Raw genomic sequence first — 22644 nt, 5'->3', positions numbered from 1 at the left:
CCTCGCACCGGGAGTGACCCTTGGCCACGGCTGAAACCGCCTCGTCCCTCACCGCCTCCGCCTCCCGGCCCGCCGTCCCCGCGCAGCCCCACTCCCCGGACGCCCCGCCGCAGGGGACGACCCTCATCGGCTCGGTGCAGCGGGCCATGCGCCTGCTGGAGACCGTCGCCGGGCACGCGTACGGCGCCCCCGCCAAGCAACTGGCACGCGAGACCGGGCTGGCGCTGCCCACGGCGTACCACCTGCTGCGCACCCTGGTGCACGAGGGCTATCTGCGCCGCGACAAGGGGCTGTTCTTCCTCGGCGAGGCAGCCGAGCGGCTGAGCGCGGCGGGGGCGCAGCAGAAACGTCGCAGCACCCTGGTCGACGCCTTCGCCCGCTGGCGGGACGTGATCGGCGCCCCGCTCTACTACGCGGTGTACCGAGAGAGCGAGATCACCGTCCTGTGCGTCTCGGACAGCCCCGGCGCCCCGGCGGTCGAGGAGTGGGCCGACTTCCGGGAGACCGGTCATGCGCACGCGCTCGGCCAGTGCCTGCTGTCCCAGCTCGACGAGCGGGCCCGCCGCGACCACCTGGACCGCTACCCGGTCCAGCCCCTCACGCCGTACACGGTCCGCGACAACCACAGCCTGCTGCGCCGGCTGGAGCGGACCCGGCGCACGGACATGGTGGTCGAACACCAGGAGTACGCCGTCGGCACGGTCTGCGCGGCCATCCCCGTCACCGTCGGCAGCACGGTCGCCACCCTGGCCCTCTCACTCCCCGCACAACGGGCCGACCGGCTGCTTCCGGCGGCGCAGCGTCTGCAGGCGGAGGCGGGCGCGCTGCTGGGGTCGCTCGCGCTCTCTATCAGTATCTGAAAACTCACTCCTTGTGATCTGCCGTGTACGTTCAGCAAGATTCCTCCCAGAGTCCGAGGGTCAGGTCCCGGCAGTCAGCGTCGAATGACGGGGTAGGCGATGCGCGAGTCCGTACAGGCAGAGGTCATGATGAGCTTTCTCGTGTCGGAGGAGCTCTCCTTCCGCATCCCGGTGGAGCTGCGCTACGACACCTGTGATCCCTACGCCGTGCGGCTGACCTTCCACCTGCCGGGCGACGCCCCGGTGACCTGGGCGTTCGGCCGGGAGCTCCTGATCGACGGGGTGGGCCGGCCCTGCGGCGAGGGCGATGTGCGGGTCTCGCCGGTCGACCCCGAGTCGCTGAGCGAGGTGCTGATCCGGCTTCAGGTCGGCAGCGACCAGGCGCTGTTCCGGGCGTCCACCGCGCCGCTCGTGGCCTTTCTCGACCGCACCGACAAGCTGGTGCCGCTGGGACAGGAGGGTGCGCTGGCCGACTTCGACGCGCACCTGGACGATGCGCTGGACCGGATCCTGGCGGAACAGAGCGCCGGCTGAAGCGTTTTGCCGACGGTCTGCTCGCCGTCTCCGGGCTGGGGCGGAACGCGCCGGGTATTCCGTCGGGCGGGCGGGCGGCACGTCGCTCTGCAGGAACGCTTCTGCGTGAAGGGTGACCCGGCGTGTGCGGGCGGCACCTCGCCCGAAAGGGCGTACCGCCCGCGGTCGGCTCGGGCGGTACGCACCGGCCACGCCCACCGCCCCTCAGCGCTTGCGGCGTCTCCCCCTGCCGCCCCGGGCCGCCGCCGGCCGGTCGCCCTGGGCCGGTACCCGACCGGCCGAGGGACGGTCGGCGGAGACCACCAGGGCGGCCAGGGCCGTGGTGACCGGTACCGAGGCGACCAGCCCGATGGAGCCGATCAGGGTGCGGACGATCTCCTCGGCGACCAGCTCGCTGTTGGCGACCGTTCCCACGCCGCTCTGCGCGATGGAGAACAGCAGCAGCAGCGGCAGCGCGGCGCCCGCATAGGCGAGGACCAGCGTGTTCACCACGGAGGCGATGTGGTCCCGGCCGATGCGGATGCCGGCGCGGTACAGCGCGCGCCGGCCCATGGACGGGTTGGCCTCGTGCAGCTCCCAGACCGCCGAGGTCTGGGTGACCGTCACATCGTCGAGCACGCCCAGCGAGCCGATGATGACCCCGGCCAGCAGCAGACCGCTCATGTCGATCTCCGGGTAGAGCCCGTGGATCAGGCCGGTGTTGTCGTCCGTGTCGCCGGTGAGCGCGGCCCAGCCGATGAAGCCCGAGCCCAGCACACCGATCAGCAGCAGCGACACCAGCGTGCCGAGCACCGCCACGGACGTCCGTGCGGACAGCCCGTGGCACAGATAGAGAGCGAGCAGCATGATGGCGCTCGCCCCCACCACCGCCACCACCAGCGGATTGGAGCCCTGCAGGATCGCGGGCAGGATGAAGAAGGTCAGCATCAGGAAGCTGACCGCCAGCGCGACCAGCGCCATCAGGCCGCGCATCCGCCCCACGACCACCACCGCCAGCGCGAAGACACCGGCCAGCAGGGTCAGTGGCAGCCGCCGGTTCACATCGGCGACCGAGTACTGCAGATCCTCGGGCGCGGAGGGTTCGTAGGCGACCACGACCTCCTGCCCCTCGCTCAACTGCCGTGACTGGTCCGGCTGCACGATCTCCGTGAAGGTGCGGCCCTTGTCCTTCCCGGAGTCGACGCGGATCGTCGCCTTCCTGCAGGTGCCCTGGGCCTGCTGAACCGCCGAGGAGCCCTCCGCGGTGGAGGTGTCACCGGTCGGTCTGCCGCCGGAGGCGTTGACGTCCTTGCAGGGCACCTCCACCACCTCGGTGACCGTGGCCTGCTGCGTCTCGCGGTCGAAGCCGACGCCCGTGCGCTCGTGCGCCGGAGCGCCGCCCGGCCAGAGCACGGCGAGGCCGATCAGCACCGCCGCGGCGAACGGGACGAGAACGGCGGCGATCACCATGCGCAGATGCCGGGAGACGGGGGCGGCCGGGCCGTGGCTGTGACTGTGCCCGTGGGCATGACCGTGCCCGGCGGCAGGGGACAGGTCGGACGGCGGGACCGAAGGATGCTGCGAAGGGGTCACCGACCGATCATCGCAAGCGTGAGGGGGGCCCTCTGTTCACCGCGCCAGGAATGGCGCTAGCGTGGGGGCATCTTTGTACACGCGGGAGCTCGGAGCACCGGGCTGAGAGGACGCTGACCTCCGTCCCAGCGATGTTTCACATGAAACATCACCCCTCGCGAGTGATGTTTCACACGGAACGTCGGCAGACGGATACCGCTGCGTCGACCGCCGAACCTGTTACCGGGTAATGCCGGCGTAGGGAGATCGGTCTCATGACCCACAAGGACGCACGCACGCCTGCCTCCACGCAGACCACCGCCATGTCGTCGGTCGGCGAGGAGTCCGGGAAGTCCATCGGCTGGCACAAGGCCTATGTCGAGGGCTCACGCCCCGACCTGCGGGTGCCGGTCCGTCAGGTGCATCTCACCAACGGCCAGACGGTCACGCTGTACGACACGTCGGGCCCGTACACCGATCCGCACGTCGAGACAGACGTGCGCAGGGGCCTTCCGCCCCTGCGGGAGAACTGGATCATCGCCCGCGGCGACACCGAGGAGTACGCGGGACGTCCCGTCCGCCCCGAGGACGACGGGATCAAGCACACCTCACCGCGCGGCGGCCTGCGCAACCTGGACGCGGTCTTCCCCGGACGGCCGCGTCAGCCGCGCCGGGGCCGCGACGGCCGGGCCGTGACGCAGCTGGCGTATGCGCGGCGGGGCGAGATCACGCCCGAGATGGAGTTCGTGGCGATCCGGGAGAACGTCTCGCCCGAGGTCGTCCGCGAGGAGATCGCCGCCGGCCGGGCCGTGCTGCCGGCCAACGTCAACCACCCGGAGACCGAGCCGATGATCATCGGCAAGCGGTTCCTGGTGAAGGTGAACGCCAACATCGGCAACTCCGCGGTGACCTCCTCCATCGAGGAGGAGGTGGAGAAGATGACCTGGGCGACCCGCTGGGGCGCCGACACGGTCATGGACCTCTCCACCGGCCGCAACATCCACACCACCCGCGAATGGGTGCTGCGCAACTCCCCCGTCCCCATCGGCACCGTGCCGCTCTACCAGGCCCTGGAGAAGGTCGACGGCAAGGCCGAGGAACTGACCTGGGACATCTACAAGGACACGGTCATCGAGCAGGCCGAGCAGGGCGTGGACTACATGACCGTGCACGCGGGTGTGCGCCTGGCCTATGTGCCGCTCACCGCCAACCGCAAGACGGGCATCGTCTCGCGCGGTGGCTCGATCATGGCCGCGTGGTGCCTGGCCCACCACAAGGAATCGTTCCTCTACGAGAACTTCGAGGAGCTCTGCGAGATCCTCGCCGCCTACGACATCACCTACTCGCTGGGTGACGGTCTGCGACCGGGATCCATCGCGGACGCCAACGACGAGGCGCAGTTCGCGGAGCTGCGCACGCTCGGGGAACTCAGCCGGGTCGCCAGGCGTTTCAATGTGCAGACCATGATCGAGGGCCCGGGCCATGTCCCGATGCACAAGATCAAGGAGAACATCGACCTTCAGCAGGAGATCTGCGATGAGGCTCCGTTCTATACGCTCGGCCCACTGACGACGGACGTCGCGCCCGGCTACGACCACATCACCTCCGGCATCGGCGCCGCGATGATCGCCTGGTGGGGCACCGCGATGCTCTGCTACGTCACGCCCAAGGAGCATCTGGGCCTGCCCAACCGGGACGACGTCAAGACCGGTGTCATCACCTACAAGATCGCCGCGCATGCCGCCGACCTCGCCAAGGGGCACCCGGGGGCGCAGGCCTGGGACGACGCACTGTCGGACGCCCGCTTCGAGTTCCGGTGGGAGGACCAGTTCAACCTGGCTCTCGACCCGGACACGGCCCGGGAGTTCCACGACGAGACCCTGCCCGCGGAACCGGCGAAGACGGCTCACTTCTGCTCGATGTGCGGGCCGAAGTTCTGCTCGATGAAGATTAGCCAAAGCATCACAGAGCGGTTCGGTGGTGCGGCTGAGGGGGCGTCGCAGGAGGAAATCGCTGAGGGGATGCTCCAGAAGTCGAAGGAGTTTGCAGCGAGCGGGAACCGGGTGTACCTGCCGATAGCGGACTGATGTCGTTCGGCTGCCATTGACATCAGATGGGGCCGTTCCCGCCGGTGCCCGCCTGGCGAGAAGCTGCCCCGGGACAACCCGGGGCAGCTTCGGCGCTCGATGGCCCTACTGGCCGACGGTCAGCGCCCAGCGAACGGTTGAAGGGGCAGTCACGGACAAAGAGGCTTGCTCTCTTGCCTGCTTAAGGGACAGCTCGTTGTACGTGCTGCTGACTTCACCTTCAACGCATTCCAAGGCGAACGTGAGGTTGATCGGCTTCACGGAAATGGTCACCGAGCCTTTGCCCTGACAGTTCACCAGAACTGAAAGCGCTCCCGCGTCGATTCCGTCGGACAGCTCGACGGTCTGATTCCCGTGGGCGGAGGCTACCTCGGCCAAGGTTTTCCCGTACGGGAGCTTGGGAGCCTCCGTAACGGACTCTCCGGGTATGTGCTCCGGTCTGTCCGAACTCGGCTTCGCTGGGCCCGTGGTGGCGTGCGAAGCCGAAGTGCTTGGCTTCGGCGATGAGGCGGCCTCCTCGCCTCCTGAGCACCCGCTGAGTGACGCCACGGTGGACAGAAGACCCAGGCTGGAGACAGCAATTACCCGTGCTTTATGGCCGGCTCTTACCGTCAGCTCTCCCACAGGTACCAACCCACACGGTACGGGCTGTAGCTGGTGATCGTCTTCTTGGCTGAGGTGGTGCAGCTGCTGTAGATCTTGTAGCTCTTACCCGTGTGCTTGAGTCGGTACACCCCGTACTTGGCGTTGGTGGTCTTTTTCGGCGGGGTGTCTACGGCGATGTTGTTTCCGAGTTTTGCAGTGAGCTTGAATGAGAGGTTTACGTCAAACTTTCCCTCGATCTTGGCGACCATGAATTCCTTGCTCACGGCGAGTCCAGCCGTAACACTAAGCCCGACTTCTCCGGAAACTTCTGAAATGAACGTGGACTTTGCCGTCCGGGACGTGCGGTTGGTGTTCGACAGCGTGGGCCCGACACCCTTGTGGTACTGCTTTCCCTGACTGGACGGTATGTAGACGCCTTGATCGGGGCCGCAGTACTCGCCGTTTGGTGAATCGCCCTTGGGGGGTGGAACAGGACTGGTCGGTTCCTCTGGGGGTGTTGCTGCCCTCGCCGGGCATCTCGATCAGATCCTCTTCCGGCTCTTCCAAAGGTGCCGTATGGATCTGGCTGTCATCCACTGCAATGGGATTACTTGCGGTGGATGGGGTGTCCGCGTTCTGCGCGGCTGTGGCTGGTCCGGCCACACCTACGCAGAGCACGAGCGCCGTTGCGGAAACGGGCGCCCCTCGGGTTGCGAAGATGCTCATGAGCACCTTTCCGCTGGAACCGCTCCCTCTGAGTGGCCGAGTGCCTGAACGCTATGTGAGAGTCATGTGCGCGACAAGAAGATCTGTGATCTTCTGAGGAGAACTTGAGCCATGTGGCCCTGAGTTGGACCAAATTTCAAACGAAGCTCCTTCGTCCGTCGTCTCCTCGTGCTGACTTGGCGGGCTGGGTACGAGGCGGCGCAGAGTCCGGAGCGCATCAGGTCGCCGGCGACCCGGCCGCGTTCACGTGGCCGGCCGTGTCGGCCAGGTGGGCGCTTCCGTGCCTGCGGGCCGGGATCGGCGCATACGTCAGCCGTCACGTGGCCGGCCCGGTGGGGCGGCCTGGGGGCGGGCCGGTGGCCCGGCAGGGCCGGGTCGTCGACCCGGGGATGCCCTGCGAGCCGGTTCGTGTCGGCCTGTGGACGACGTGGCGAACGGTTCGTTCCCGGTGCGAGCCGTCCGTGCGGTGCGGGCCTAGTCCGGCTGGTGGTCCGGGCCGCCGAAGTCCGGGCTGGTGTAGTCGGGGCTGGAGTAGCTCGGGCGGGAGGCTCGGGTGGAGCCGTCCTCCGGGCTGCTGAAGCCGGGGCGGGCGTAGCCGAGGTTCGGGATCCGGCTGGCGGGGGCGGACGGTGCCGTGGTGCGGTGCAGCGCGGCCGTCTCGGGGTCGGCGAGGGCGTCCCTCAGGAAGGGGACTATGCCCCGTTCCAGCAGGGCCTCGTGCCAGGCCTCCCTGGCACGAGCAAGTTCGTCGTCGGCCTCCGGGTACGGTCCGCCCAGTGCGGACGGCTTGTTGCGCAGTGCGGTGAGCAGCAGGCCGATCGCGGCGACCAGGATCGCCACCGCTGTGACGGCACCGAACACCCAGCCCGTGGTGAGCATGGTCCGGGCGAACGCGGCCTCCGGATCGAGCATCCGCAGGACATAGCCGACCAGCAGGAAGATGCCGGCCGCGGTGCCGGCCAGCACCGGGGCCAGTACGGCGAGCAGGGCGACCACGCCCGCGCCGGCCGCCTCGGCGACCTCACCCATGGTGGCGGTGAGGCCCGCGGCGGACTGTTCGGCGGAGGCGGGGCCGGATTCGCGTACGGACGGATCGGCCGAGGGGCGGCGCAGTTCCTCGCGGACCTTGACGTAGTGCTGGTACTCGGCCGCCGCGGCGGCCGTGATGATCGCGCTGGCGCCGAGCGCCATGGTGCGCAGTTGTTCCGTGTTGAGCCGCTGACCGACAGCGGCGAGTTCCGGGCGGTGTGGTGCGGAGCGCAGCGCCTCATCGAGAACCCGCTCGAACTCCTGGCGGTCCTCGCTCAACAGGTGCTGCGGAACGCTGTTCATGTGCATCCCCCGATGCTCCGTAGGGCTTGGGGCTCGGCATGCTGACGAGCCGTCGGGCAGAAACGGAGGGGAGCCTGCTACGGATAAGCCGATGGTAGAGCGGTGACGGCGCGCGGTGACAGGGGGTTTACCGAAATTGGCGCCGCACCGCCCCGCGAACCGGGCCCCAGAACGCCCGCTGCGCCCAACGGTCACATGGACAGCGGCAGTTGCTGGACCAGCAGCTTTCCGGCCATGGTCACGCCGCCGTCCATGGCGATGGCCAGCCCGTCGGCGTAGACGTGCGGTCCCTCGACGACGGGGCCGGATTCGTCCCCTCCGTCCTCGGAGCCGACCTCGCCGAGCAGGTAGGGGATGGGGCTGTGGCCGTGAACGACCCGGGTGCCGCCGTACGTATCGAGAAGGGAGCGCACCGCGTCGGCGCCGCCCTCGTCGCGGAAGGAGAACCGCTTGGTGAATTTGCGGAACAGGTCCCAGACCTCGTCCGCGTCGTTACGGGTGAGCGTCTCGCGGACGGTGTCGTTGACCTCCTCGATGGACCGCCCGAAGTCGAGGTAGGCCGTGGTGTCGGAGTGCAGCAGCAGGTGCCCGTCGACCTCCTCCACGGCGTCGAGGCGGGCCATCCACTGCAGGTGGTGGTCCTGGAGGCGGTCCATGTCGGTCTTCTGGCCGCCGTTGAGCAGCCAGGCCGCCTGGAAGGTGGCGGTGCCCGCACCGGAGTTGACCGGGGTGTCGCCGAACCGTTTGGCGCCGAGCAGCAGCAGCTCGTGGTTGCCCATGAGCGCCTTGCAGTAGCCGCCGGCCGCGGCGGCCTCGGCGGACAGGCGCATCACCAGGTCGATGACGCCGATGCCGTCCGGGCCGCGGTCGGTGAAGTCGCCCAGGAACCACAGCCGGGCGGTGCCCGCGCACCAGTGGCCCGAGGAGTCGATCAGGCCCTTCTCCTGCAGCGCTGCCACCAGCTCGTCCAGGTAGCCGTGGACGTCACCGACCACGTAGAGCGGGCCGGGGCCCTCGGCCTGCTGCGGGGCGGGGACGGAAACGGGATCGACGGTCACCTGGACAGTGTCCCCCCGATTGATGACCGGGAGATCCCGCTGTGTGGGTGTGTATCCCTCCGGGTACGCCGCCTCCTCGGCCGGGGGGACGACGTCGCCGGGGTGAATGCTCTGGGTGTACGGACCGGTCTCGTGGACGTACGCGGGTACCCGGAAGTCGCGCAGCGTCGCCGTCCGCTCCACTTCGGGTCCCTGACCGGCCCCCTGAGTCATCGACCCCTCCACCATCGCGCCGCATCTGCACCGCTCGGACTGCCTGGTCGCAGCGGCCCGCGGTGTCGTGGGCCCATCATAGGAATGCGAATCGCGCCATGTGATGACCCAGGGGTGGTGAATCAGAGCAAGGCTCCGGTTCATCGCGGCTTTCGCCCCGATTGTGCCGGGCTGCGACCGTCTCACCGGCCCTCTTGCCCTGCTCTCGCCCTGGCCGGCCGGCGCGGAAACGGACCGTTCTCCTCGGGCGACCGGCCCGTTTTCGCCCGGAGGAGTGGTGCGGCCCGCCGCCCTCGACGCAGCGGAAGCTCCGGCTGCGTCCGTGGGCGGACCAGGGGTGCGAGGGGCTCCACCCCTCCAGGAGCCCGTCGCCGTCCTGTCACCGGCGCCCCGGTCAGGCGCCCCTCGGCGACCTCGGCGGGCTGACCGTCGTCCGCGGGGGGCGCCGCTGGGACGAGGTGCGCACGATCAGCTCGGTCGGTATCACCTGCTCCACCGGGTGGTCGGACTCGACGCCCTCGATGGCGTCGATCAGCAGCTGGACGACCGCGGTGCCGATGCGGCGCGGCTTGAGGGAGAGCGTGGTGACGGGCGGGTCGGTGTTGGCGTAGACCGTGGACTCGCTGCAGCAGACCAGCAGCAGATCGTCCGGCACGCGCAGCCCGTAGCGCCGGGCGGCGGCCAGCAGATCGGTGCCGTTCGGGTCGAACAGGCCGTAGACGGCGTCCGGGCGGTCGGGGCGGGCGAGCAGCCGGTCCGCCGCGACGGCGCCCGCGCAGGGGTCGTGCGCCGGGTAGGCCTCGTACACCGGGTCCTGGCCGACGCGCTCGCACCAGCGCAGATACGCGGTGGTCGACAGGTGGGTGTAGGTGTCGGTGGTGGTGCCGGTCAGCAGGCCGATGCGGCGGGCGCCCGCGGCGGCGAGATGGTCGAGGATGCCGAGGACGGCGGCCTCGTGGTCGTTGTCCACCCAGGCCGTGACCGGCAGGGCGCCGGCCGGACGGCCGTCGGAGACGACCGGTAAGCCCTGCCGGACCAGCTCGCTGACCACCGGATCGCGGTCGGAGGGGTCGATGACCACCGTGCCGTCCAGCGCGACGTTGGACCACACGTCGTGGCGGGAGGTCGCGGGCAGGATGACGAGGGCGTAGCCGCGGGCGAGCGCGGCGGAGGTGGCGGCGCGGGCCATCTCGGCGAAGTACGCGAACTCGGTGAAGGTGAAAGGTTCATCCCCGTAGGTCGTGACCGTCAGGCCGATGAGTCCCGACTTGCCGGTGCGGAGCGTACGGGCGGCGGCCGAGGGGCGGTAGCCCAGCCGGTCGGCGACCTCGCGGACATGCCGACGGGTGGCGTCCGGGAGCCGGCCCTTGCCGTTGAGGGCGTCGGAGACGGTTGTGATGGAGACTCCGGCGGCGGCGGCCACGTCCCTGATGCCCGCTCGACCCGGCCGGCTGCCTCGGCGTGAGGTTTCCGCGCGGCTCACCTGGTGCTTCCCTGCTGCTGTCATGGCGAGCCGATAGTAGGGCTCATGCGGTGGGGTAGGGCGGACGCATATGCAGGCGTTGACAGGCACGTTTCTGCATGATCATCAACGCTGAATTCCCTTGGATACCAAGGAGGTTGAGCGCTCCCACGACGGTACCTGTCGTACCGCTGCGTGCGGGCCTGCCGAGGGTGCGATGTTGCGAAGAGGTCTCAACTCACCTGCACGGGTGATGCGCGCTACGGCGCAAGCCACCGGCGCATAGATATATGTGAGGCGCGCCCCCGTTGTGCGCGCCTTTCGTGCGCCTATGGGGATGTGTTGCCCCTGTTGTACCTGTGACGCATGAGGAACCGTCCCAGGAGGCCCGTCGCCGCTCTACGCAGCCGCGCGGAATCCTCATAAGGTGAGCAGTATTGATGTCGGCGGCGGTCATGGGCCGCCGGTCTTGTCGAGGAGGACTGCGGTGAGCGAGACGAGTCCCAGGCTGCGCGCCGTGCTGGAAGGGATTCCCACCTACAAGCCCGGCAAGCCGGCGGCGGCCGGTGGTCCGGTGGCCTACAAGCTGTCCTCCAACGAGAACCCCTATCCGCCGCTCCCGGGCGTGATGGAGCAGGTCGCGGCCGCGGCCTCGTCCTTCAATCGCTACCCGGACATGGCCTGTACGGCGCTGATGGAGGAGCTCGCGGAGCGCTTCGCGGTGCCGGTGTCGCACCTGGCCACCGGCACGGGCTCGGTCGGCGTCGCCCAGCAGCTGCTGCAGTCCACCTCCGGTCCCGGCGACGAGGTGATCTACGCCTGGCGGTCCTTCGAGGCGTACCCGATCATCACCCAGATCAGCGGCGCCACCTCCGTGAAGGTGCCGCTGACGCCGGGCGAGGTGCACGATCTGGACGCCATGGCCGCGGCGATCACCGAGCGGACGCGGCTCATCTTCGTCTGCAACCCCAACAACCCGACCGGCACGGTGGTGCGGCGGGCCGAGCTGGAGCGCTTCCTGGACCGGGTGCCCGGGGACGTCCTCGTGGTCCTCGACGAGGCCTACCGGGAGTTCATCCGGGACCCCGAGGTGCCCGACGGGGTCGACATCTACCGGGACCGGCCCAACGTCTGTGTGCTGCGGACCTTCTCCAAGGCGTACGGCCTGGCGGGGCTGCGGGTGGGCTTCGCCATCGCCCATGAGCCGGTGGCGGCGGCGCTGCGCAAGACGGCGGTGCCGTTCGGCGTCAGCCAGATCGCCCAGGACGCGGCGATCGCCTCGCTGCGGGCCGAGGACGAGCTGATCGGGCGGGTCGGCTCGCTGGTCGGCGAGCGCAACCGCGTGATGGAGGGGCTGCGCGCCCAGGGGTGGACGGTGCCCGAGACCCAGGCCAACTTCGTGTGGCTGCGCCTGGGGGAGCGGACCGTGGCGTTCGCCGAGGCGTGCGAGCAGGCGGGTGTGGTGATCCGGCCGTTCCCCGGCGAGGGTGTGCGGGTCACGATCGGTGAGTCCGAGGCGAACGACATCTTCCTGAAGGTGGCGGAGGAGTTCCGCAAGGAGTCCTGAGGCGCGCAGAGCGTCCTGGAGCCAGGCCGGGGGAGCCGGTCCGTGACTCGGTCGCGGGCCGGCTCCTCGCATGTGCCGGGCCGCTGCCGGTGAGAGGGCCGGGCCGAAGTCCGTGCAGAGGGGTTGACGTCACAGGGGACCCCCCTTCTTCGTCCGAAAAGAGGTAGGTCATAATTGCTTGTGAATGTGAACGCGTTCACAAGCGTGGGTGAGGAGTGACGACGTGGACCTGGCTCTGGCGCCGGAGACCTTGGCGCGATGGCAGTTCGGCATCACCACCGTCTACCACTTCCTGTTCGTTCCCCTGACGATCTCCCTGGCCGCCCTCACCGCCGGCCTGCAGACCGCGTGGGTGCGCACGGAGAAGGAGAAGTACCTCAGGGCGACCAAGTTCTGGGGCAAGCTCTTCCTGATCAACATCGCCATGGGCGTGGTCACCGGCATCGTGCAGGAGTTCCAGTTCGGCATGAACTGGTCCGACTACTCGCGCTTCGTCGGTGACGTCTTCGGCGCACCACTGGCCTTCGAGGCACTGATCGCCTTCTTCTTCGAGTCCACCTTCATCGGCCTGTGGATCTTCGGCTGGGACCGGCTGCCCAAGAAGATCCACCTCGCCTGCATCTGGATGGTCTCGATCGGCACCCTGCTGTCGGCGTACTTCATCCTCGCGGCCAACTCCTGGATGCAGCACCCCGTCGGCTACCGCATCAACGAGGAGAAGGGCCGCGCCGAGCTGACCGACTTCTGGCTGGTGCTCACCCAGAACACCACCCTCAACCAGGTCTTCCACAGCTTCTCGGCCGCCTTCCTCACCGGTGGCGCGTTCATGGCCGGCATCGCCGCCTTCCACCTGATGCGCAGGAAGCACGTCCCGGTGATGCGGACCTCCCTGCGGCTCGGCCTGGTCACCCTGGCCGTCGGCGGCCTGCTCACCGCCATCAGCGGAGACACCCTCGGCAAGGTCATGTACGAGCAGCAGCCGATGAAGATGGCAGCCGCCGAGGCCCTGTGGGACGGCGAGGAGCCGGCCCCCTTCTCGGTCTTCGCCTACGGGGACGTCGACGAGGGCCACAACAAGGTCGCCCTGGAGATCCCGGGCCTGCTGTCCTTCCTCGCTCACAGCGACTTCGAGTCGTACGTGCCCGGCATCAACGACACCAATGAGGCGCTCCAGGAGAAGTTCGGCCCCGGTGACTACAAGCCGATCGTGCCCGTCGCCTACTGGGGCTTCCGCTGGATGATCGGCTTCGGCATGGCGTCCCTCGCCCTCGGCGTGCTGGGGCTGTGGCTGACCCGGAAGAAGTTCCTGCTGCCCGCGGCGTATCGCACCGGGGAGGACGAGGTGCCGCATCTGGTGCTGTTCCGGCGGCCGCTCGGTGCGCGGCTCGGCCGCCTGTACTGGCTGCTGACGGTGTGGACCATGGCCTTCCCGCTGATCGCCAACGCCTGGGGATGGATCTTCACCGAGATGGGCCGTCAGCCCTGGGTCGTCTACGGCGTGATGCAGACCCGAGACGCCGTCTCCCCCGGCGCCTCCACGGTTGAGGTCGTCACCTCCCTGTCCGTCTTCACCGCGCTGTACGCCGCCCTGGCCGTCATCGAGGTCAAGCTGCTCGCCAAGTACGTCAAGGCGGGCCCGCCCGAGCTGACCGAGAGCGACCTCAACCCGCCCACGAAGGTCGGCGGCGATCCCCGTGACGCCGACAAGCCGATGGCCTTCTCGTACTAGGCCGAGGGAGCCGCACCGTCATGGAACTGCACGACATCTGGTTCGTCCTGATCGCCGTCCTGTGGACCGGCTACTTCTTCCTGGAGGGATTCGACTTCGGCGTCGGCGTCCTCACCCGGCTGCTCGCCCGGGACCGGACCGAGAAGCGGGTGCTGATCAACACCATCGGGCCCGTCTGGGACGGCAACGAGGTGTGGTTGCTCACCGCAGGCGGAGCCACCTTCGCCGCCTTCCCCGAGTGGTACGCCACACTGTTCTCCGGTTTCTACCTGCCGCTGCTCGCCATCCTGATCTGCCTGATCATCCGAGGTGTCGCCTTCGAGTACCGGGCCAAGCGGCCGGAGGAGAGCTGGCAGCGCCGGTGGGAGACCGCGATCTTCTGGACCTCGCTGATCCCGGCGTTCCTGTGGGGCGTGGCCTTCGGGAACATCGTGCGCGGGGTGAAGCTCGACGCCGACTTCGAGTACGTGGGGCACGTCTGGGAGCTGCTCAACCCCTACGCCCTGCTCGGCGGGCTGGTCACCCTGACGCTGTTCACCTTCCACGGGGCGGTGTTCACGGCGCTCAAGACCGTGGGGGAGATCCGGCAGCGGGCGCGGACCATGGCCACCCGCGTGGGTCTGGTCACCGCCGTACTGGCGGCGGCCTTCCTGCTGTGGACCCAGGCCGACAAGGGGGACGGCACCAGTCTGATCGCCCTGGTGGCCGCCGTGGCGGCGCTGGTGGCGGCCCTGGCCGCGAACCGGGCCGGGCGCGAAGGCTGGTCGTTCGCCTTCTCCGGCGTCACCATCGTGGCCGCCGTGGCGATGCTCTTCCTGACGCTGTTCCCGAACGTCATGCCGTCCACGCTGAACGAGGACTGGAGCCTCACGGTCACCAACGCCTCCTCCAGCCCCTACACCCTGAAGATCATGACCTGGCTGGCCGTGATCGCCACGCCCGTGGTCCTGCTCTACCAGGGGTGGACCTACTGGGTCTTCCGCAAGCGGATCGGCACCCAGCACATCGCCGATCCCGTGCACTGAGGTGTGTTTCACGTGAAACCGATCGACCCGCGCCTGCTCCGCCACGCCCGTGCCACCCGCCTCTTCCTGGTCGCGGTGGTCGGCCTGGGCGCGGTCGGCGCGGGCCTGGTCATCGCCCAGGCCATGCTCATCGCCGAGACGGTGGTGGGAGCCTTCCAGCACGGCAGGTCCGCCGGTGACCTCGCGACTCCGCTGGTACTGCTGGCCGCGGTGGCGGTGGGCCGTGCGCTGACCGGCTGGCTGACCGAGCTGGCGGCCCACCGGGCGAGCGCCGCCGTCAAGTCCGAGCTGCGCGGACGGCTGCTGGAGCGGGCGACCGCGCTGGGCCCCGGCTGGCTGGCCGGGCAGCGCACCGGTTCACTGGTCGCCCTGGCCACCCGGGGGATCGACGCGCTCGACGACTACTTCTCCCGCTATCTCCCCCAGCTGGGGCTGGCCGTGGTGGTGCCGGTGGCGGTGCTGGCCAGGATCGTCACCGAGGACTGGGTCTCCGCCGCCATCATCGTCGGCACCCTGCCGCTCATCCCGGTCTTCATGGTGCTGATCGGCTGGGCCACCCAGTCCCGGATGGACCGTCAGTGGCGGCTGCTGTCCCGGCTGTCGGGGCACTTCCTGGACGTGGTCGCCGGGCTGCCGACGCTGAAGGTGTTCGGGCGGGCCAAGGCGCAGGCCGAGTCGATCCGCCGCATCACCGCCGAGTACCGGCGGGCGACCATGCGCACCCTGCGGATCGCCTTCATCTCCTCCTTCGCGCTGGAGCTGCTCGCCACGCTGTCGGTGGCGCTGGTGGCCGTGACGATCGGCATGCGGCTGGTCCACGGCGAGCTGGACCTCTACACCGGCCTGGTCATCCTGATCCTCGCGCCCGAGGCGTATCTGCCGCTGCGTCAGGTCGGCGCCCAGTACCACGCCGCGGCGGAGGGCCTCGCCGCCGCCGAGGAGATCTTCGGCGTTCTGGAGACGCCCGCGCCGGAGACCAAGGGTGCGCCGGTGCCGGCCGGGGCCGTGTCCTTCGAGGGCGTGACCGTCCGCTACCCGGGCCGCTCCACGGACGCCGTCACCGATGTGTCGTTCACTCTGGAGCCCGGCGAGACCGTGGCGCTGGTCGGCCCGAGCGGAGCGGGCAAGTCCACCCTGCTGAACGTGCTGCTGGGCTTCGTCCGTCCCGACGCGGGCCGGGTGTGCATCGGGGGAACCGATCTCACCGGCCTCGATCGGGCCGAGTGGCACCGACGGGTCGCCTGGGTGCCGCAGCGTCCGCAGCTGTTCGCCGGGACGGTCGCCGAGAACGTGCGGCTGGCCCGGCCCGACGCCGACGACGACGCGGTACGGCGGGCGCTGCGGGACGCGGGGGCCTGGGACTTCGTCGCCGCGCTGCCCGAGGGCGTCCACACCCCGCTCGGCGAGGACGGGGCCGGACTGTCCGCGGGGCAGCGGCAGCGTCTCGCGCTGGCCCGGGCGTTCCTCGCCGACCGGCCGGTGCTGCTGCTCGACGAGCCGACGGCCGCACTGGACGGCGCCACCGAGGCCGAGGTCGTGGCGGCGATCCGGCGGCTGGCGGCGGGCCGCACCGTGCTGCTGGTGGTGCACCGGCCCGCGCTGCTCACCCTCGCCGACCACGTGGTGCGGCTGACGGAGCCGGGGGCCGCTGCCGGTCCCGTACCGGCGCAGGGGACGGCAGCGGCCCCGGCCGGCCCACGGCAGGCGGACCGCGCACCGGAGGCCGAACCGGGGGGCGGGCTCGCGCGGGAGCCCGTGGCTGCGGACCGACAGGGCGGTGTCCTCGCCCGGGTCCGTGCCCTGTCCGCTGCCCGGCGGGGTCGGCTGGCGCTCGCGCTGCTCCTGGGGAGCCTGGCCCTGGGCAGCGCCGTGGGGCTGATGGGGACGTCCGGGTGGCTCATCTCGCGGGCCTCGCAGCAGCCGCCCGTGCTCCATCTCATGGTGGCGGTGACCGCGACCAGGGCCTTCGGTATCGGCCGGGCGGTGTTCCGGTACGCCGAGCGGCTGGTGTCGCACGACGCGGTGCTGCGGATGCTGGCCGACACCAGGGTGGTGGTCTACCGGCGGCTGGAACGGCTGGCGCCCGCCGGGCTGCGGCGGGTGCGCCGCGGCGATCTGCTCTCCCGGCTGGTCGCCGATGTGGACGCGCTGCAGGACTACTGGCTGCGGTGGCTGCTGCCGGCCGGCGCGGCGGTGGTCGTCTCCGCGCTGTCCGTCGGCGTCACCGCCTGGCTGCTGCCTCAGGCCGGGGCGGTGCTCGCGGCCGGGCTGCTCGCCGCGGGCGCCGGAGTGCCGCTGATCAGCGGGGCCGTGGCCCGGCGGGCGGACCGCAGGCTGGCACCCGCGCGGGGCGTCCTGGCGACCCGGGTGACCGATCTGCTCACCGGCACCGCGGAGCTGACCGTCGCCGGAGCCCTGCCCGCGCGGGCCGCCGCGGCGCGGCGGGCCGATCAGGACCTCACCCGGATCGCCTCGCGCGCCGCGACCGCGACCGCCCTCGGCGACGGGCTCACGGCACTGATCTCCGGACTCACCGTCACCCTGGCGGCGCTGGCCGGGGTTCAGGCGGTGTCCGCCGGACGCCTTGACGGGGTGGCGCTGGCCGTCGTGGTGCTCACTCCCCTGGCGGCCTTCGAGGCCGTGCTCGGCATGCCGCTCGCCGTGCAGCACCGGCAGCGGGTGCGCCGGAGCGCCGAGCGGGTGCACGAGGTGCTGGACGCTCCTGCGCCGGTGCGGGAGCCGGAGTCGCCCCGGCGGGCGCCCGCGGAGCCGTTCCCGCTCACGCTGAAGGGGCTGTCCGCGCGGCACCCCGGGCAGGACCAGGACGCGCTGACCGGGCTGGACCTGACGCTGACGCCCGGGCGCAGGATCGCGGTGGTCGGCCCGTCCGGCTCCGGCAAGACGACCCTCGCCCAGGTGCTGCTGCGCTTCCTGGACCCCGGCGCCGGCTCCTACACACTGGCCGGCGTGGACGCCCGGGCCCTGGACGGTGACGACGTGCGGCGGCTGGTGGGCCTGTGCGCTCAGGACGCGCACCTCTTCGACAGCTCCGTGCGCGAGAACCTGCTGCTGGCCAGGCGGGACGCCACGGAGGACGAACTGCGCGACGCGCTCGCCCGGGCCCGGCTCCTGGACTGGGCCGGCTCCCTGCCCGACGGACTCGACACCCTGGTCGGTGAGCACGGGGCGCGGCTGTCCGGCGGCCAGCGGCAGCGGCTGGCGCTGGCCCGGGCGCTGCTCGCGGACTTCCCGGTGCTGGTGCTCGACGAGCCGGCGGAGCATCTCGACCTGCCCACCGCGGACGCGCTCACCGCCGATCTCCTGGCCGCGACCGAGGGCCGCACCACGCTGCTCATCACGCACCGCCTGGCCGGTCTCGACGCGGTGGACGAGGTGATCGTGCTGGACCGGGGGCGGGTGGTGCAGCGCGGGCGGTACGAGGAACTCGCCGTGGTGGACGGGCCGTTGCGGGAGATGCTGCGCAGGGAGGCCGAGGCCGACGCGCTGATGACCGCGCGTCAGCCCGTGGTACCGGCCTGACCGGACGGCAGCCTCCGGGCCGGCCTGGGCACCGAGCCTTCGCCTGACGTCACCTCAAGCGCCGGGAAGATGGCGATCGTTCGATCACACGGCCGCATCACTGGTCCATCCGGGCACGAGGTCCCCCGGGCGTACGACCAGAACAGGCCCCTGCGGCGGGGCCGGGTGAAGGATCGCTGTCATGCGCCTCATCCGTCGCCGTCCGCTGCTCGCCACCGTGCTGCTGTGCGCGCTGGCCGTGCTCGCCGCACGGCCCAGTGACGGCGGCGACGGCGCCCGCGCCCCCGGCCACGGGGCACCCGCCAGCGTCAGCGCCCAGGTGGCCAAGCTGTACGCGGAGGCCGCGGCGGCGACCCGCCGCTACGAGGCCGGGCAGCGTCAGGCGGCCAGGCAGCGGTCGGAGGCCCAGCGGCTGGAGAAGCTGCTGGACCGCGAGCGGCGCGAGATCTCCGTGCTGCGCGAGGACCTCGGGCGGCTCGCCCGGTCCCAGTACCGCAACGGCGGCGGGCTGCCGCTGACCGCCCACATGATCCTCGCCGACGACCCGGATGAGCTGATGCGCGGTCAGCGGGTCTTCTCGCAGGCGAATCTGGCGCTCGACAACGCGCTGGAGAAGGGCGCCCGTGCCGAGGCCCGGCTCGCCCGTGACGAGGCGAAGGCCGCGGCGGCGTGGAAGAAGCTGGAGAAGCGCAACCGGCAGCTGGCCGATCTGAAGCGGGACATCGAGCAGAAGCTGGAGACGGCGCGCTGGCAGCTGCAGGGCCAGGCGGACGCCTCGGTGGCGGCCGGCTCCTGCCGGGGCGCGGTGCGGCTCGACCAGCCGGAGACGAACTTCACCGACCCCTGGGTGGCACCGGTGGAGACCTACGAGCTGTCGGCGTCCTACGGCAGCGGCGGGGCGCGGTGGGCCAGCCGGCACACCGGGCAGGACTTCGCGGTGCCGATCGGCACGCCGGTGCGGGCGGTGGGCCAGGGGAAGGTGGTGAGGGTGTCCTGCGGAGGCGCCTTCGGCATCGAGATCGTGGTCCAGCACGCGGGTGGCTACTACACCCAGTACGCCCACCTGGCCTCCGTCGCCGTCGACCAGGGGGACCACGTCACAGCGGGGCAGTGGATCGGCCAGTCCGGGACCAGCGGGAACTCCACCGGCCCGCATCTGCACTTCGAGGTGCGGGTCACCCCGGAGATGGGCTCGGCGGTGAATCCGGTGCCGTGGCTGGCCCGGCGCGGGGTGTCGCTCTGAGCAGCTCCTGACCGGCCCAGGATCCGCCCAGTCAGGCCTGCTCGGCCCCGGCCCCCTGATCAGCCGGGCCCGCCCCGGCCAGGTCTGCCGGTCAGCCGTGCTCGGCCAGCAGCTGCTCGATCACCACGGCCACGCCGTCGTCGTTGTTGGCGACCGTGCGGCCCGAGGCGGCGGCCAGGGCGTCCGGGTGGGCGTTGCCCATCGCGTAGGAGCGGCCCGCCCAGGTCAGCATCTCCACGTCGTTGGGCATGTCCCCGAAGGCGACGACCTCCTCGTGCGAGATGCCCCGCTCGGCGCAGCACAGGGCGAGGGTGCTGGCCTTGGACACGCCCGGTCCGCTGATCTCCAGCAGGGCGCTGGGGCTGGAGCGGGTGACGGTGGCGCGGTCGCCGATCGCGAGGCGGGCCAGGGTGAGGAAGGCGTCGGGATCCAGCTCGGGGTGGTAGGCCAGGATCTTGAGCACCGGCTCACCGGCGGCGACGGAGTCCGGCGCCAGCAGCTCCTCGGCCGGGGCGAGGGCGTCCGGGATCTCCATGTGCAGCTTCGGGTAGTCGGGCTCCTGGTAGAAGCCGTAGGTCTGCTCCACGGCGTAGAGCGTCCCGGGGGCGGCGTCGCGCAGCAGCCGTACGGCGTCCAGCGCGTTCTCCCGGGCCAGCTCCCGCACCTTGACGAAGCGGTGCTCGCCGGGGCCGCCGTGCAGGTCGACGACGGCGGCGCCGTTGCCGCAGATGGCGAGGCCGTGGCCGTGGACGTGGTCACTGACGACGTCCATCCAGCGGGCGGGGCGGCCGGTGACGAAGAAGACCTCGATGCCTGCCTGCTCGGCGGCGGCCAGCGCGGCCACGGTGCGCGGGGACACCGACTTGTCGTCGCGCAGCAGCGTGCCGTCGAGGTCGGTGGCGATGAGCCGCGGTGGAGTGGCGAAAACCGGGGTCACGGGCTGTCGGGTCGCTGAGGTCACCCGGCCATTGTCCCGCATATGCCCGCACGGCCGTGCGGATCTCCGCACATCTGAGTGGTTACTCCCGTCACCCCAAGGCTGCTCACGGAAGCTGCGCCGCCGCCTCGGTCGCGATGCGCTCGAAGACCTTCTCGTCCACGGCGAAGTCCGAGTCCGGAATGGGCCAGTGGAGCACGATCTCGGTGAAGCCCAGCTCGGCGTGCCGGCCCGCGAAGTCCACGAAGGCGTCCAGCGACTCCAGCGGACGGTTCCGGTCCGGGGTGAACCCGGTGAGCAGGATCTTGTCGAGCGCGGCGACGTCCCGCCCGATCTCCGCGCAGGCGTCGGCCAGCCGCTCCGTCTGCCTGCGCAGGGCCTGGACCGACTGCTCGGGGGTGCCGTTCTCGAACAGCTTCGGGTCGCCCGTGGTCACCCAGGCCTGCCCGTAGCGTGCCGCGAGCCGCATGCCGCGCGGTCCGGTCGCGGCCACCGCGAACGGCAGCCGGGGCTGCTGCACACAACCGGGGATGTTGCGGGCCTCGTGTGCCGCGTAGTGGTCGCCCTCGTACGACACCGAGTCCTCGGTGAGCAGCCGGTCGAGCATGCCGATGAACTCGGCGAAGCGGTCGGCCCGCTCGCGCGGCGTCCACGGCTCCTGTCCGAGCGCGGTGGCGTCGAAGCCGGTGCCGCCCGCTCCTATGCCGAGGGTGATGCGTCCGCCGGAGATGTCGTCGAGGGAGATGAGCTCCTTGGCGAGGGTGACCGGGTGCCGGAAGTTGGGGGAGGTCACCAGGGTGCCGAGCCGCATCCGCTCGGTCACGCACGCCGCGGCGGTCAGGGTGGGGACGGCACCGAACCAGGGGCCGTCCCGGAAACTGCGCCAGGACAGATGGTCGTAGGTGTATCCGGTGTGGAAGCCGAGCTCCTCGGCCCGTTCCCAGCTCGCGCGGCTGCCCTCGTGCCAGCGGCGGTAGGGGAGGATCACGGTGCTCAGGCGCAGACTCATGCCTCGAGCCTATGTGCCGCCACCTGTTTCACGTGAAACGGTCACGGTCCGTGGCGTCACGGGTGAGCGGTCACCGCTCCCGGTCCCCGTGGCGCCGCGCCCGGACATTGTGACGCTGCACCCGACGTCCGTGACGCTGCACCCGACGTCCGTGACGCCGCGGACGGACCGTCACCGCACCCGGCCGCTGAGCCAGGGCGTCAGGGAGATCATCGGGACGTACTCCTTGTGCGTCCGGTCGCCGGGCAGCGGCACGATCAAGAAGTAGCCGGGGAGGAAACGGCGGGCCTTGACGTAGGCCAGGCCGTCGAAGAGGGACCGGAGGAAGGCGGGCACGTCGTCGCGGGGGATGTCCGGGCACTCCACGCCCTCGACGTCGATCAGCGCGTCGTCCTCCGGAAACAGCCGCACGCTCACCCGGGGCAGACCGCCGAACTCGACGAAAGCCTCGTGGGGGAGCGAGCCGTCCGGGTCGGTGACGACGCCGAAGCCGGCGGCCGTGCGGCGCGAGGTCTGGTCGGCGCCGATGTCATGGCTGACCCGGATCTCGCGTTCATAGGTCTCCGCGAGCTCTTTCAGCACGGTCACCGCGGCCTCGGTGGTCGGCAAGTGGTCCATACCACTGATCATGCCGCAAAGTCTTGAGGACATCGCAGATAACGGGGCGGAACCGCCTGGGTCAGCCATACGCCGTTCGCGCTCACCCGGAAGACATGGCCGTCCCGGTGCATGGCGCCCGCCTCCACGGTGAGCACCACCGGGCGGCCCTTGCGGGCCCCCACCCGTGTGGCGGTCTCGATATCGGCGGACAGATGCACGTCGTGCCGGGTCATGGGGCGCAGGCCCTCCGCCCGGATCGCCGCCAGATGGCGGGCCACCGTGCCGTGGTACAGGAGCTCCGGAGGAATGGCCGGCGGCAGCCCGAGGTCCACCTCGATGCTGTGGCCCTGGTTGGCCCGGATGCGGTTGCCCTCGACGGTGAAGCGCCGCTTGTCGTTGACGGCGACCACATGGTCCAGCTCCTCCCGGGTGAACCGGAAGCCATGGGCGGCCGCTGCGGCGATCAGCGCGTCGATCTCCACCCAGCCGCCCTCGTCGGGCACGAGTCCGATCCGTTCCGGCTGGTGGCGCAGGTGTCTGGCGATGTACTTGGACACCCGCACGGTGCGTCTCTCGTCCATGCCCT

At 70.6% G+C, this 22644-nt stretch carries 18 protein-coding genes; 8 read left to right on the top strand and 10 right to left on the bottom strand.

The annotated features are described in order from the left end of the window. Positions 1-146: 146 nt before the first annotated feature. The gene (locus HCJ93_RS24510) at positions 147-860 is read left to right on the top strand and encodes an IclR family transcriptional regulator (RefSeq protein WP_206317908.1); all 714 of its coding nucleotides are present in this window, start codon (positions 147-149) and stop codon (positions 858-860) included. Between the two features lie 99 nt (positions 861-959). Further along, the gene (locus HCJ93_RS24505) at positions 960-1394 is read left to right on the top strand and encodes an SsgA family sporulation/cell division regulator (RefSeq protein ID WP_167997971.1); all 435 of its coding nucleotides are present in this window, start codon (positions 960-962) and stop codon (positions 1392-1394) included. Positions 1395-1598: 204 nt separating this feature from the next. Here the strand turns inward: HCJ93_RS24505 and HCJ93_RS24500 are convergent, their stop codons facing one another. After that, positions 1599-2966 carry a YibE/F family protein gene (locus HCJ93_RS24500; RefSeq protein WP_373563609.1) on the bottom strand — a complete coding sequence of 456 codons (1368 nt, stop codon included), beginning with the start codon at positions 2964-2966 and terminating at the stop codon, positions 1599-1601. A gap of 254 nt (positions 2967-3220) precedes the next feature. Here HCJ93_RS24500 and thiC point away from each other — a divergent pair, with 254 nt between their 5' ends. Continuing rightward, positions 3221-5032, top strand: a complete 1812-nt coding sequence (gene thiC / locus HCJ93_RS24495) for a phosphomethylpyrimidine synthase ThiC (protein ID WP_167997970.1) — start codon at positions 3221-3223, stop codon at positions 5030-5032. Between the two features lie 105 nt (positions 5033-5137). Here the strand turns inward: thiC and HCJ93_RS24490 are convergent, their stop codons facing one another. The 5 genes from HCJ93_RS24490 to HCJ93_RS24470 all read right to left on the bottom strand — a co-directional run bounded on the left by HCJ93_RS24490 (position 5138) and on the right by HCJ93_RS24470 (position 10453). Next, positions 5138-5410 (bottom strand): hypothetical protein, encoded by a 273-nt coding sequence (locus HCJ93_RS24490; protein ID WP_240967815.1) that lies wholly within the window; start codon positions 5408-5410, stop codon positions 5138-5140. Positions 5411-5643: 233 nt separating this feature from the next. Beyond that, positions 5644-5886 (bottom strand): hypothetical protein, encoded by a 243-nt coding sequence (locus HCJ93_RS24485; RefSeq protein WP_167997969.1) that lies wholly within the window; start codon positions 5884-5886, stop codon positions 5644-5646. Between the two features lie 931 nt (positions 5887-6817). After that, a complete protein-coding gene (locus tag HCJ93_RS24480) occupies positions 6818-7681 on the bottom strand; it encodes a hypothetical protein (RefSeq protein ID WP_167997968.1) in 864 nt (287 codons plus the stop codon). A gap of 185 nt (positions 7682-7866) precedes the next feature. Then, positions 7867-8961 (bottom strand): metallophosphoesterase, encoded by a 1095-nt coding sequence (locus HCJ93_RS24475; protein WP_277350764.1) that lies wholly within the window; start codon positions 8959-8961, stop codon positions 7867-7869. A gap of 379 nt (positions 8962-9340) precedes the next feature. After that, positions 9341-10453 carry a LacI family DNA-binding transcriptional regulator gene (locus HCJ93_RS24470; RefSeq protein ID WP_167997966.1) on the bottom strand — a complete coding sequence of 371 codons (1113 nt, stop codon included), beginning with the start codon at positions 10451-10453 and terminating at the stop codon, positions 9341-9343. 442 nt (positions 10454-10895) lie between these two features. Between HCJ93_RS24470 and hisC the strand changes: the two genes are divergently transcribed. The 5 genes from hisC to HCJ93_RS24445 all read left to right on the top strand — a co-directional run bounded on the left by hisC (position 10896) and on the right by HCJ93_RS24445 (position 19512). Continuing rightward, a complete protein-coding gene (gene hisC, locus HCJ93_RS24465) occupies positions 10896-11975 on the top strand; it encodes a histidinol-phosphate transaminase (protein ID WP_167997965.1) in 1080 nt (359 codons plus the stop codon). Positions 11976-12198: 223 nt separating this feature from the next. Beyond that, the gene (locus HCJ93_RS24460) at positions 12199-13704 is read left to right on the top strand and encodes a cytochrome ubiquinol oxidase subunit I (RefSeq protein ID WP_167997964.1); all 1506 of its coding nucleotides are present in this window, start codon (positions 12199-12201) and stop codon (positions 13702-13704) included. A gap of 20 nt (positions 13705-13724) precedes the next feature. Continuing rightward, complete coding sequence (gene cydB / locus HCJ93_RS24455) at positions 13725-14729, top strand: cytochrome d ubiquinol oxidase subunit II (RefSeq protein WP_167997963.1); 1005 nt, start codon at positions 13725-13727, stop codon at positions 14727-14729. A 12-nt stretch (positions 14730-14741) separates the two neighbouring features. Beyond that, positions 14742-18269 (top strand): thiol reductant ABC exporter subunit CydD, encoded by a 3528-nt coding sequence (gene cydD, locus HCJ93_RS24450; protein WP_167997962.1) that lies wholly within the window; start codon positions 14742-14744, stop codon positions 18267-18269. A 181-nt stretch (positions 18270-18450) separates the two neighbouring features. Next, positions 18451-19512, top strand: coding sequence for a M23 family metallopeptidase (locus HCJ93_RS24445; RefSeq protein ID WP_167997961.1), 1062 nt, complete (start codon positions 18451-18453; stop codon positions 19510-19512). 91 nt (positions 19513-19603) lie between these two features. Here HCJ93_RS24445 and HCJ93_RS24440 read toward each other — a convergent pair whose 3' ends face one another. The 4 genes from HCJ93_RS24440 to HCJ93_RS24425 form a co-directional block, all read right to left on the bottom strand. Beyond that, the gene (locus HCJ93_RS24440) at positions 19604-20491 is read right to left on the bottom strand and encodes an HAD hydrolase family protein (RefSeq protein ID WP_206317892.1); all 888 of its coding nucleotides are present in this window, start codon (positions 20489-20491) and stop codon (positions 19604-19606) included. A gap of 64 nt (positions 20492-20555) precedes the next feature. Then, positions 20556-21458: an LLM class flavin-dependent oxidoreductase gene (locus HCJ93_RS24435; protein WP_167997959.1), complete on the bottom strand. Its 903-nt coding sequence runs from the start codon at positions 21456-21458 to the stop codon at positions 20556-20558. A gap of 171 nt (positions 21459-21629) precedes the next feature. Beyond that, positions 21630-22088, bottom strand: a complete 459-nt coding sequence (locus HCJ93_RS24430) for a hypothetical protein (protein ID WP_167997958.1) — start codon at positions 22086-22088, stop codon at positions 21630-21632. Beyond that, positions 22085-22639 carry an RNA 2'-phosphotransferase gene (locus tag HCJ93_RS24425; RefSeq protein WP_167997957.1) on the bottom strand — a complete coding sequence of 185 codons (555 nt, stop codon included), beginning with the start codon at positions 22637-22639 and terminating at the stop codon, positions 22085-22087. The genes HCJ93_RS24430 and HCJ93_RS24425 overlap by 4 nt, the downstream gene beginning before the upstream one ends. Between the last annotated feature and the right edge of the window lie 5 nt (positions 22640-22644).

It is taken from the genome of Streptomyces composti (genome assembly GCF_012034205.1).
GTDB classification, from domain to species: domain Bacteria; phylum Actinomycetota; class Actinomycetes; order Streptomycetales; family Streptomycetaceae; genus Streptomyces; species Streptomyces composti.
Note: the sequence above shows the minus strand (reverse complement) of the source record. Positions and strands in the feature narration are given on the sequence as shown.

Bases quoted from the DNA above. Each gene is read 5' to 3' on its own strand.
- HCJ93_RS24435 (WP_167997959.1), bottom strand. From the start codon at position 21,458: ATGAGTCTGCGCCTGAGCACCGTGATCCTCCCCTACCGCCGCTGGCAC.
- thiC (WP_167997970.1), top strand. From the start codon at position 3,221: ATGACCCACAAGGACGCACGCACGCCTGCCTCCACGCAGACCACCGCC.
- cydB (WP_167997963.1), top strand. From the start codon at position 13,725: ATGGAACTGCACGACATCTGGTTCGTCCTGATCGCCGTCCTGTGGACC.
- HCJ93_RS24475 (WP_277350764.1), bottom strand. From the start codon at position 8,961: ATGGTGGAGGGGTCGATGACTCAGGGGGCCGGTCAGGGACCCGAAGTG.
- HCJ93_RS24510 (WP_206317908.1), top strand. From the start codon at position 147: ATGCGCCTGCTGGAGACCGTCGCCGGGCACGCGTACGGCGCCCCCGCC.
- HCJ93_RS24480 (WP_167997968.1), bottom strand. From the start codon at position 7,681: ATGCACATGAACAGCGTTCCGCAGCACCTGTTGAGCGAGGACCGCCAG.
- HCJ93_RS24440 (WP_206317892.1), bottom strand. From the start codon at position 20,491: ATGCGGGACAATGGCCGGGTGACCTCAGCGACCCGACAGCCCGTGACC.
- HCJ93_RS24425 (WP_167997957.1), bottom strand. From the start codon at position 22,639: ATGGACGAGAGACGCACCGTGCGGGTGTCCAAGTACATCGCCAGACAC.
- HCJ93_RS24445 (WP_167997961.1), top strand. From the start codon at position 18,451: ATGCGCCTCATCCGTCGCCGTCCGCTGCTCGCCACCGTGCTGCTGTGC.
- HCJ93_RS24430 (WP_167997958.1), bottom strand. From the start codon at position 22,088: ATGATCAGTGGTATGGACCACTTGCCGACCACCGAGGCCGCGGTGACC.
- HCJ93_RS24470 (WP_167997966.1), bottom strand. From the start codon at position 10,453: ATGACAGCAGCAGGGAAGCACCAGGTGAGCCGCGCGGAAACCTCACGC.
- HCJ93_RS24485 (WP_167997969.1), bottom strand. From the start codon at position 5,886: ATGGTCGCCAAGATCGAGGGAAAGTTTGACGTAAACCTCTCATTCAAG.
- HCJ93_RS24505 (WP_167997971.1), top strand. From the start codon at position 960: ATGCGCGAGTCCGTACAGGCAGAGGTCATGATGAGCTTTCTCGTGTCG.